Here is a 231-nt window from a genome sequence, read left to right as displayed (position 1 = left end):
GCATCATATATGGCAATTTTCCCTTGATTATTATAATGAATTCCCCAACCATGATTTTTCACTAAAGGAGAAGCTCTGAAGCAAGCCTTGGATTTTGAAAAGAACTGTTCTCGAAGTTCAGCTACATTTTTCTCTTCTATTTTATTCTTGATTAAGTATGTTTTGAATTGTACGTCTTCTTGTGTAAATTTATATGGGTTATTATGAATTAAATCATGCTCAATATAAGCC

General features: G+C 31.2%; 1 protein-coding gene. It reads right to left on the bottom strand.

Annotated features, from left to right (window positions below):
• On the bottom strand, positions 1-231 hold a 231-nt coding region (locus AC6UDE_RS07250; protein WP_500697072.1), incomplete at both ends, for a DUF6157 family protein.

This window comes from Fructilactobacillus sp. X2R5C3, assembly GCF_059901325.1.
The sequence above is the reverse complement of the archived record's forward strand: the minus strand, read 5'-3'. Positions and strand labels throughout refer to the sequence as shown.